This window comes from Microbispora sp. NPDC046933, from assembly GCF_040644635.1.
GTDB lineage: Bacteria > Actinomycetota > Actinomycetes > Streptosporangiales > Streptosporangiaceae > Microbispora.
The window spans coordinates 1-10,428 of record NZ_JBEYWW010000073.1 but is presented as its reverse complement, the minus strand read 5'-3'; the positions used below and the strand labels follow the sequence as shown (position 1 = coordinate 10,428).

Annotated in this window: 11 protein-coding genes; 9 read left to right on the top strand and 2 right to left on the bottom strand. The window is 70.4% G+C overall.

All coding sequences use genetic code 11. The features are described 5' to 3' along the window. Positions 1–2,001 (top strand): ATP-dependent Clp protease ATP-binding subunit (locus ABZ857_RS43470; RefSeq protein WP_357056657.1); only part of this gene is annotated, 2,001 nt, incomplete at its 5' end. A 26-nt stretch (positions 2,002–2,027) separates the two neighbouring features. Next, a complete protein-coding gene (locus tag ABZ857_RS43465; RefSeq protein WP_357056654.1) occupies positions 2,028–2,609 on the top strand; it encodes a hypothetical protein in 582 nt (193 codons plus the stop codon). Here the strand turns inward: ABZ857_RS43465 and ABZ857_RS43460 are convergent. Both ABZ857_RS43460 and ABZ857_RS43455 read right to left on the bottom strand, forming a co-directional pair. Next, positions 2,581–3,180 carry a TetR/AcrR family transcriptional regulator gene (locus tag ABZ857_RS43460; RefSeq protein ID WP_357056651.1) on the bottom strand — a complete coding sequence of 200 codons (600 nt, stop codon included), beginning with the start codon at positions 3,178–3,180 and terminating at the stop codon, positions 2,581–2,583. The two genes, ABZ857_RS43465 and ABZ857_RS43460, sit on opposite strands and share 29 nt — an antisense overlap. 296 nt (positions 3,181–3,476) lie before the next feature. Beyond that, positions 3,477–5,732, bottom strand: coding sequence for a glycoside hydrolase family 3 C-terminal domain-containing protein (locus ABZ857_RS43455; RefSeq protein WP_357056648.1), 2,256 nt, complete (start codon positions 5,730–5,732; stop codon positions 3,477–3,479). Positions 5,733–5,866: 134 nt separating this feature from the next. On the opposite strand from ABZ857_RS43455, the gene ABZ857_RS43450 reads away from it, so the two are divergent. From ABZ857_RS43450 to ABZ857_RS43420, 7 genes are all read left to right on the top strand, one after another. Next, a complete protein-coding gene (locus ABZ857_RS43450) occupies positions 5,867–6,442 on the top strand; it encodes a helix-turn-helix domain-containing protein (protein WP_357056645.1) in 576 nt (191 codons plus the stop codon). 414 nt (positions 6,443–6,856) lie between these two features. Further along, a complete protein-coding gene (locus ABZ857_RS43445) occupies positions 6,857–7,132 on the top strand; it encodes a heavy-metal-associated domain-containing protein (RefSeq protein WP_357056642.1) in 276 nt (91 codons plus the stop codon). Between the two features lie 137 nt (positions 7,133–7,269). Then, a complete protein-coding gene (locus ABZ857_RS43440) occupies positions 7,270–8,706 on the top strand; it encodes an MFS transporter (protein ID WP_357056639.1) in 1,437 nt (478 codons plus the stop codon). Positions 8,707–8,812: 106 nt separating this feature from the next. Next, complete coding sequence (locus tag ABZ857_RS43435; protein ID WP_357056636.1) at positions 8,813–9,094, top strand: metal-sensitive transcriptional regulator; 282 nt, start codon at positions 8,813–8,815, stop codon at positions 9,092–9,094. A gap of 24 nt (positions 9,095–9,118) precedes the next feature. Further along, positions 9,119–9,331, top strand: a complete 213-nt coding sequence (locus ABZ857_RS43430; protein WP_357056633.1) for a copper ion binding protein — start codon at positions 9,119–9,121, stop codon at positions 9,329–9,331. After that, complete coding sequence (locus ABZ857_RS43425) at positions 9,328–10,269, top strand: hypothetical protein (RefSeq protein ID WP_357056630.1); 942 nt, start codon at positions 9,328–9,330, stop codon at positions 10,267–10,269. The genes ABZ857_RS43430 and ABZ857_RS43425 overlap by 4 nt, the downstream gene beginning before the upstream one ends. Before the next feature lie 29 nt (positions 10,270–10,298). Then, the coding region (locus ABZ857_RS43420) for a heavy metal-associated domain-containing protein (RefSeq protein WP_357056660.1) at positions 10,299–10,428 on the top strand (130 nt) is incomplete at its 3' end.

Sequence of the window (10,428 nt, the reverse complement as noted above, 5' to 3'; positions counted from 1 at the left end):
GACCAGTTCGGGCGCAACCTGACCCAGGCCGCGCGGGAGGGCAAGCTCGACCCGGTGATCGGCCGGGACAAGGAGATCGAGCGGGTCATGCAGGTGCTGTCCCGCCGGACGAAGAACAACCCGGTGCTGGTGGGCGAGCCCGGTGTGGGCAAGACCGCCGTGGTGGAGGGGCTGTCGCAGAAGATCGTCAAGGGTGAGGTGCCCGAGACGCTGAAGGACAAGCAGCTGTACACCCTGGACCTGGGCGCGCTGGTGGCCGGCTCCCGCTACCGCGGTGACTTCGAAGAGCGGCTGAAGAAGGTCGTCAAGGAGATCCGCACCCGCGGCGACATCATCTTGTTCATCGACGAGCTGCACACGCTGGTCGGTGCGGGCGCCGCCGAGGGCGCGATCGACGCGGCGAGCATTTTGAAGCCCCCGCTGGCGCGGGGTGAGCTGCAGACGATCGGCGCGACCACGCTGGACGAGTACCGCAAGCACGTGGAGAAGGACGCCGCGCTGGAGCGGCGGTTCCAGCCGATCCAGGTGGCCGAGCCGTCGCTGTCGCACACGATCGAGATCCTGAAGGGTCTGCGGGACCGCTACGAGGCGCACCACCGTGTGTCGATCACCGACGGTGCGCTGGTCGCCGCGGCGACGCTGGCCGACCGTTACATCAGTGACCGGTTCCTGCCGGACAAGGCGATCGACCTGATCGACGAGGCCGGGTCGCGGATGCGTATCCGCAGGATGACGGCTCCGCCGGATCTGCGCGAGTACGACGAGAAGATCGCGAACGTGCGGCGGGAGAAGGAGTCCGCGATCGACGCGCAGGACTTCGAGAAGGCCGCGGCGCTGCGGGATCAGGAAAAGCAGCTGCAGCTCAAGCGGGAGCGGCGGGAGAAGGAGTGGAAGGCCGGCGACATGGACGTCGTGGCCGAGGTGACCGAGGAGCTCATCGCCGAGGTCCTGGCCACCGCCACCGGTATCCCGGTGTTCAAGCTGACCGAGGAGGAGTCCCAGCGGCTGCTCCGCATGGAAGACGAGCTGCACAAGCGGATCATCGGCCAGGACGACGCGATCAAGGGGCTGTCGCGGTCGATCCGCCGCACGCGGGCCGGGTTGAAGGACCCGCGCCGTCCGGGTGGGTCGTTCATCTTCGCCGGCCCGTCGGGTGTGGGGAAGACCGAGCTGTCCAAGGCGCTGGCGGAGTTCCTGTTCGGCGACGAAGACGCGCTGATCATGCTCGACATGTCCGAGTTCATGGAGAAGCACACGGTCTCGCGGTTGTTCGGCTCCCCGCCCGGTTACGTCGGGTACGAAGAGGGCGGCCAGCTGACCGAGAAGGTGCGGCGCAAGCCGTTCTCCGTGGTCCTGTTCGACGAGATCGAGAAGGCGCACGGGGACATCTTCAACTCGCTGTTGCAGATCCTGGAGGACGGTCGCCTGACCGACGCCCAGGGCCGGGTGGTGGACTTCAAGAACACCGTCATCATCATGACGACCAACCTCGGCACCCGGGACATCTCCAAGGCCGTGGGACTGGGCTTCGCGAAGGCCAACGACGAGGAGAGCACCTACGAGCGGATGAAGGTCAAGGTGCAGGAGGAGCTCAAGCAGCACTTCCGGCCGGAGTTCCTCAACCGCGTCGACGACATCGTGGTCTTCCACCAGCTGACGCCCAAGGAGATCATCCAGATCGTGGACCTGATGCTCGCCCAGGTGGCCGAGCGTCTCGAGGACCGCGACATGGGCCTGGAGGTGTCCGCGGCGGCCAAGCAGCTGCTGGCCGACCGCGGGTACGACCCGGTGATGGGCGCCCGGCCGCTGCGCCGGACCATCCAGCGGGAGCTGGAGGACACGCTGTCGGAGAAGATCCTCTACGGCGAGCTGCGGCCCGGCCAGGTCGTCAAGATCGACATCGAGGGCGAAGGCGACGCGGCCACGTTCGTCTTCACCGGAGAGGCCAAGCCTTCGTCCGCCCGCGACGTGCCGTCACCGGCCGCGCTCCCGGCCGGCTGACGGCGCGTCACCGAAGACGCCGACAGATGAGCGAACAGCAGGTGTTCTGGGTCGACACCCGAGCCGATCGGGAACGCGCCCATAACGGCATCAGTCGCTACTCCGAACTCGTCCGTGACAACATCGCCGAGTTCGACGGCGTCTGGGGGGACATCGCCCCGGTCGCGTTCGCCTGCGCCGCGTGGCGCGTCGCCACGCCTCCGGTCGCCTCGCCGGGGTTCGTGCGGTGGCATCGCCGGATCCTGTCCGCCTCCTGCGTGCGCAACGGGTGGGACGGGTCGATCACCGCGCGGATCACGCTGGTCTCGCCTCCGCCCGCGGCGCTCACGGCGTCGCGGGCCTGGTGGCGCGACCGCGGCTGGCAGGGCTGGCCGGAGATCTTCGGCCAGTACGTCGAGCCCGCCGAGCAGGATCTCACCAAGATCCCCTTCGTGCGGCCCGTCCTGCTGGTGGACGCGCCGCTGCCGCTCGACGATCTCCCCCCGGCGCCGGAGTGGCCCGCCGAGGACCTCGCGGAGCTGGCCCATCGCGCCCTGCTGGTGCTGGTGCGGGAGTTGAACCGGCTCATCGCCCCGGTGATCACGCAGATCGAGAACGGAGGAGGCTAGGTCCGCCGTCTGAAGCCGGGTTCGGGCGCAGCCCGTCGAACACCACAGCCAGAGTGCGATCCTGGAGCTCTTCGGACCAGTCGGCGTGCATGGACGCCTGGCACACGCCGGTCAGCAACGCGAGCACCTCGGCGACTCCGACGTCCTGCCGCACCTTTCCCGCCCGCTGAGCGCCGGCGAGCAGTGCCTCGACAGCGTCACGAAGAGCATTGACGGGCTTGGCGACGCTGACGGCGATGCCCGCCTCGGCGAGCAGGCCGACGACGGTCTTCTGCTTCGTGGCCTGTCCGACCATTCGGCTGAAGAACTCGTAGAACGCACTGGCCGGTTCGCCGGATCTCACGAGCTCTTCGGTCTCGGTGGCGATACGGACGGCGAGCTCCTTGAGGATCGCCTGGAGGAGGGCCTTCTTCGTCGGGAAGTGGCGGAACAGCGTCCCGATGCCGACCCCGGCCCTCTGCGCGATCTCCTCGGTCGAGGCGGACGGGCCCTTCATCGCGAACACGACCTCGGCGGCTTCCAGGATGCGCAGCCTGTTGCGCTGAGCGTCCGAGCGAAGCGACCTGGTCATGAGAACCCTCCCACAGATCGACCGCTCCCAGAGGCCTGCACCACTCAACAGGAGTTGAGACTCCGATTGTAGGACACCCTCAGGACGACAGGGGTGTCGTAACCGGCCGCCGAGCGATCACCTTCATAGCCGGCGCCGCACCGGTTCCCGGTCCCTCGCCGTCCGGGCAGCGGACGGGCGCCCCATACGTCTTACAGTCCCGGCTGCCGCGATCGCCGAGGCGACCGCGTTGCTGACGTACACCGCCGGGGCCGCCGGCGCGACGGTCGGGCTGCCGGTGTCAGAACGCGTCGTCGTCAGACGAGCGCAAGCTCGGCGGGTGCGGTGACGGCGTCGGGGTCGCCCGCGTAGGACGCGGCTTCGATCACGGCGGTGGGGGAGGCGGGGACGAAGCCGCCGGGTGTCCATCTGTGCAGGGGCCGGGTGGAGGCGCGTACGGTGACCCGGGCGGAGGCTCCGGCCGGGAGGTCGACGGTGGCGAAGCCGAGCAGGACCCGGGTGGGGAAGTCGTCGGCGGCCGCGTCGATGCCCGTGGGCCGTCCGTAGAGCTGCACGACGTGGCGGCCCGCGCGTGAGCCGGTGTTGGTCACGGTCACGACGCCGGTTAACGAGTCGTCGCCGGGAGCGCTGACGGTCAGGTCGGCGAGGGCGAAGCCGGTGTAGGACAGCCCGAAGCCGAGGGGGAAGGCCGGCGCGTGGCCGTCCCGGTCCAGCAACCGCTGGCCGAACCACTTGTCGTACGTGATGGCGGTGGCGTCGCGGTCGAAGTACGGCAGGTGCTCCTCGGAGGTGGGGATCGAGTACGGCAGCCGTCCGGCGGCGTCGACGTCACCGAGCAGCACGTCGGCCAGGGCCCGGCCCCCCTCACAGCCGGAGTACCAGGAGACCAGCACGGCGGGTACGGCGTCGCGCCACTCCTCGGTGATGACGGCCCCGGCGGTGACGATCACCACGACGGTGCGGGGGTTGGCCGCGGCCACGGCCCGGATGATGTCGGCGTCGACGGGCCGCAGCCGCAGACTGGCGCGGTCGCCGCCGGCGCTTCCCCCGCTGATGGAGTCCACCGCGCCGGGCTCGGCCAGGAATGCCGCGAACCGCTGCCCTGCGGGGTCGTCGCCGGGGGGTGGGAACAACGCCAGCAGGCCGGGATCGGCCAGCACGTCCCCTCCGACCCACTCGCCCTCGTCGGCGGCGGTGTAGCCGGCGACGACGACGGCGACGTCGGCCTGTCCGGCCGCGGCGGCGGCCGCGGCCGGGTCGTCGTCGGCCACATGGGTGATCCGGGTCCGCGGGAGCGCCTCGGTCAGACCCCGCAGTGCGGTGATCACCTCCGGGGCGCGTACGTCGGAGGAGCCGTTGTCGCCGGTGTTGGCCACGTCCGCCAGGCGTCCGATGACCGCCAGGGAGGCGAGGGCGTCCCGCTGCAGGGGAAGCAGGGGCGCCTCACCGACCGGGTCGTTCTTGAGCAGCACCATGCCGCGCGCGGCGACCTCGCGGGCCAGCGCGCGGTGCTCGGGGCTGAAGACCACGTCGAGCGGGGGCTCGGGCTCTGTGCGGGCGGCGTAGTGACGCAGCTGCGCGCGCAGGACGCGGCGCGCCGCCCGGTCGACGTCGTCCCAGCTCGCCCGGCCCGCCTCCAGGTCGGCGGGCAGGTGCTCGGCGCGCTGCTGGCGGAAGGGCTCCTCCACGTCGAGCCCGGCGCGCAGCGAGGCGGCGGCGTCCCGCAGGCCCCAGATGAAGTCGGAGACGGTGACGCCCTCGAAGCCCCACATCCCGCGGAGCACGCCTTCCATCAGGTGCTCGTTCTGCCCGGCCCACTGGCCGTTGACGGAGTTGTAGGCGGTCATCACGCCCGACACGCCCTCGTCCACGACCCGGCGGAAGTGTGCCAGGTAGACCTCGTGCAGGGCGGCGTCGTCGGCGGTGACGTCGACCGTGAAGCGGGCGTTCTCCATGCTGTTGAGCGCGAAGTGCTTGACGACGGCCATGGCGTTGCGCTGCACCCCCCGGGTCAGCGCCGCGCCGAACTCGCCGAGCAGGATCGGGTCCTCGCCGTACGTCTCCTGGGCCCGCCCCCAGGCGGGGTGGCGGGGCAGGTTGACGCACACACCGCCGAAGAAGTTGGCGCCCTGGGCGCGTAGTTCGAGCCCGATGGCGGTGCCGACGCGCTCCTCCAGTTCCACGTCCCAGGTGGCGCCGCGGGCCATGGAGACCGGGAACGCGGTCGAGCGCCCCATCACCACGCCGCGCGGGCCGTCGGAGAACAACAGGCCGGGGATGCCCAGCCGTTCGACGCGGCCCATCGGGATAGGGGTGAGGTTGTATCCGTTCTGCATCATGTCGGCCATGCCCTGCCAGAACGGCAGGTCTCCGTCCAGCAGCCACAGGCGTTCTTCCCGGGTCATCCGCGACAGGAGCTCGCCGGCCGCCTCGTCCAGGGGCAGCCCGGCACGCACTGCGTCGACGGCGGCGGAGAAGGCGGTCGGAGAGGCGGTCGGAGAGGCGGTCGGAGAGGCGGCCGGAGAAGGGGTCGGAGAAGAGGGCGTCGGCATGCGCACACAACTCTCTGAACAGGCGCGGCAGCGCTGTCTACCACGCTGTCTACCACGCTATCTACCAAACGGTAGATAAACTAGGCTGGTACCGTGATCGAAATCAACCCCCGTCTGCGAGGAGCCAGGACGGCATGACACCCTCACCGGGACGGCGCCGGCTGCCGCCCGCCGAACGCCGGGAGGAGATCCTCAAGGCGGCCACCGAGCTGATCGCCGCCTCGGGATTCAAGGGCGTCACCCTGGAGGCGTTCGCGGCGGCCTGCGGCATGACCAAGGCGGGGTTGCTGCATCACTTCCGCTCACGGGAGGAACTGCTCATCGCCGTCCTCGAACGCCGGGACGAGCTCGACCTCACCAGCGTGGTCGACACCCTGGAACCGGCGCCCGACCCGGCGACCGCCCGCGCCGTCATGTCGGGATTCGTCCGTCGCAATCTCGTGCAGCGCTCACTCGTGCAGCTGTACACGGTGCTGTCGGCCGAGGCGCTGGATCCCGCGCACCCCGCGCATGCCTACTTCCGGACGCGGCTCCGCGAGGGCCGCGCCATGATCGAGCGCTACCTGCTGGCCTGGCATCCCCGGCCCGGTCAGGCCGCCGTCGAGCTGCTCGCCTTCCTCGACGGCCTGCAGCTCAACTGGCTGCGGGACGCCGGCATCGATTTCCTCGCCCAGTGGGAGACCTTCGCCGACCGGTTCTTCACCGCCTGACCGCCTTCCCCGGGGTCCCGTCGTCCACTACCGCTACGGCGCCTTCCGCGGATACCAGGTGCTGGGCGACGACGGGTTCTACGACGTCCGGCTGAGGACTACGACGGCGAGCTCCTGTTCGACGAACGGCGGCCGGGCTCTTCCCCGCCGTCGTTCGCCGCCTGCCCGTTCGGCGCTCGCCGGAGCCCACCCGTGCCCTGCTGCGCCCCCTCGTCGAGGGGCTGCTCGCGCGGCCGTCAGCGGCGTTCTCCGCCGGCGCGCGACGTCGTCCGTACAGCGGCAGGCCGTACCGGCACGGTTCGGTCTGATCCGGGGCCGGCGGGTTCGACCACGGCCGGTTGACACCCCCCGGGGGTATGTTATCGTCTCTGGCGGCAGATACCCCTCGGGGGTAACTTCACAAGGAGGATGGATATGTGCACGGCATGCGCGTGTGGCACGGAGCCGGCTCAGGCCGAGGCGGCCGGTGCGGCGACCACGGGTGAGAGCAAGGTCTATTCGGTGAGCGGGATGACCTGCGGGCACTGCGTCTCGTCGGTCTCCGGGGAGATCGGCAAGGTCGGCGGAGTGACCGGAGTGGCGGTCGACCTGCCGGCGGGCGCGGTCACCGTCAGCGGCTCCGGATTCACCGACGAGGAGATCCGTGCCGCGGTCGAACAGGCCGGCTACGCGCTGGCGAGTCAGGGCTAGCGGACCGGGCCCGGAAGAAGGCGGTGGGCGTGCACCGGCAATGCACGCCCACCTGCGGGGCCGGTCCGATTCGGCATCACACCCAACCCCCTACCGCATCCTCCCATCGCGGGGGATGCGAAGAACAGGAGTGCGGCATGAACGCCGTCAATCCGCGCAGGTGGAGGGCACTGGTCGTGCTCGCCGCCGCGCAGTTCATGGTCATCATGGACACCTCGATCATCGGGGTCGCGTTACCCGACATCCAGCGCGACCTGGGTTTCTCCCCGGACACGTTGCAGTGGGTCTTCAACGCCTACGTCATCGCCTTCGGCGGCCTGCTGCTGCTCGGCGGGCGCCTGTCCGACCTGTTCGGCGCCCGCAGGATCTTCGTCACCGGCTGGCTCGTCCTGATCGCCGGTTCGGCCGTCGCCGCCGTGGCGAGCAGTCCTTGGGCGGAGATCCTCGGCCGTGGCGTGCAGGGCATCGGCGGCGCGCTCATCGCTCCCGCCTCGATGACCCTGCTCATGATGCTCTTCGGGCACGACCCGCGAGAGCTCGGCAAGGCCATGGCGCTGTACGGGGCGGCCGCGCCGGCCGGCGGCACCGCGGGGGTGTTCCTCGGCGGAGTCATCACCGAATACCTGAGCTGGCCGTGGGTCTTCATCGTCTACATCCCGATCGGGGTGGCGACCCTGCTGGCGGTGCCCGCGCTGCTGCCCGCGGTCGCCGGCCGGCGTGGCTCGGTGGACGTGCTCGGCGGAGTCGCCGTCACCGCCGGGATCGCCCTGGCCGTCTTCGCCATCGTCCGGGCGCCCGAACAGGGATGGGGATCCGCCGCGACGCTGCTGGAACTGGCCGGGGCGATCGTGCTGCTCGCGCTGTTCCTGCTCGTGCAGCGCGTGATCCGGGAGCCGCTCATGCCGCCAAGGATCTGGCGCACCCCCGGACTGGCCGTCGCCAACCTGGCGATGGCGCTGCTGGGCGCCGCCTGGATCCCGATGTGGTACTTCCTCAACCTCTACCTGCAGCAGGTCCTTGGCTACAGCGCCTTCCCCAGCGGGGCGGCCCTGCTCCCGATGACGATCGCGATCATGATCTTCATGATCGGGATCACCGCCAGGCTGCTCGGCCGGTTCGGCGCCAAGCCGCTGATCGTCGTCGGGCTCGCCGTACTGGCGGCGGGGGTGGCCGGGCTGTCCCTGGTCCGGCCGGACGGCGCCTTCGCCGCCGACGTGCTGCCCGCCTCGCTGGTCGCGGCGGTCGGCATGTCCCTGGCCTACATCCCCTCGATGATGTCGGCGATGTCCGGCGCGCGGCCCGAGGAGAGCGGGCTGGCCTCGGGCATCGTCAACACCACCTACCAGATCGGCTCGGCCCTCGGCCTGGCCGTGATGACCGCGCTCGCCACCGGCGGGACGGCCGCCGCCGGAGGGACCGGCCCGGCCGCGCTCACCGACGGCTTCCGGGCCGCCTTCGCCGGCGCCGCCGTCGTGGCGGCGATCGGAGCCGTACTGACCCTGCTGCTCATGCGGAAGCCCGCGTCGGCGGCGCCCGCCGCGACGGATGCCGAAGCGACGTCCGTGCAGGTGTAGGTCACACAGGGCGGGCCCGCCCTCGGTCGTGGCGGGCCCGCGAAATACCCTAGGGGGGTAGGGTGTTAGATAGGGACAACGGACCTCAGCGGAGCGAGGCGGGGAGATGGCCGGATACACGGGGACAAAGGAAGACCACCTCAGGCGGCTGCGCCGGATCGAGGGGCAGATCCGCGGACTGCAGCGGATGGTCGACGAGGACAAGTACTGCATCGACATCCTCACCCAGGTCTCGGCCGCCAACAGGGCGCTCCAGGCGTTCGCCCTGGAACTGCTGGACGAGCACATGGCGCACTGCGTCGCCGAGGCCATCGCCAAGGGCGGCACCGAGGCCGACGTCAAGATCAAGGAAGCCTCCGACGCCGTCGCCCGTCTCGTCCGTTCCTGATCGATTCCACGAAAGAGAAGCGTCATGACCACAGCCACCTACACCGTCACCGGCATGACCTGCGGCCACTGCGTCAGCTCGGTCAAGGAGGAAGTCGGCGAGGTCCCCGGTGTCACCGGTGTCGAGGTCGATCTGACCACCGGGATTGTGACAGTCGAAAGCGACAGCCCCGTCGACACGGCCCGGATCAGGGCCGCCGTCGAGGAGGCCGGATACGAAGTGGTGGACAAGAAATGAACACGCCAGCCCGCCTGGGCGCCTATGTCCTCGGTCTCGCCGTGATCTTCGGAGGAGCGTTGGGCGTCGGCGGCGCCGTCGGCGCGACCGGCCCGGAGCCCGCGAAGAACGACCATGGCGGCCACACGACCCCTGCACAGGCCGCGCAGAAGACGGAACACGTACCGGGAGGACTCCAGGTGTCCCAGAACGGCTACACCCTCACGCCGCAGACCACGACCATCACACCCGGGACGGAGACCGACTTCCGGTTCACGGTGAACGGCCCCGACGGCCGCCCGGTGACCGCCTACGAGACCCAGCACGACAAGAAGCTGCACCTCATCGTGGTCAGCCGGGATGCGACCGTCTTCCGGCACCTGCACCCCGAGCTGTCCGGCGAGGGGATCTGGTCGGTGCCGCTGACGCTGCCCGACGCCGGCGCCTACCGGATCTTCGCCGACTTCGCCCCCCAGGGCGGGGAAGGGCTGACCCTCGGCGCCGACCTGTACGCCCCGGGCGACTACGCGCCCCGGGCCCTGCCGGCGCCCAGCCGTACGGTGACGGTCGACGGATACACCGTCCGGCTCGACGGCACCCTCACACCGGGTGCGGCGAGCAAGCTCGTCGCCGAGATCAGCAGGGACGGCAGGCCCGTCACCGATCTGCAGCCCTATCTGGGGGCCTACGGCCACCTGGTCGCGCTGCGTGTGGGCGACCTGGCCTACCTGCACGTGCACCCCGACGGCGCCCCGGGCGACGGCGTCACCCCCGCCGGCCCGGGGATCACCTTCTACGCCGAGGTCCCCAGCCGCGGCGACTACCGGCTCTTCCTCGACTTCCAGCACGACGGGACCGTCCACACCGCCGCCTTCACCGTGCGGGCGGAGCAATCATCAGGGGCGGTTCCCACCGCCACGGCGGACCACGGGTCGGAACACGCCCACTCCGGCCACTGACAACGGGCATGACGCGGAAAGGAGAGGTGATGTCCTCCATCACCGGTGACCGGCCGTCTGGCGTGGTCGAGCTTTCGATAGGCGGCATGACCTGCGCGTCGTGCGCCAACCGGATCGAGCGCAAGCTGAACAAGCTGGAGGGCGTGACCGCGACGGTCA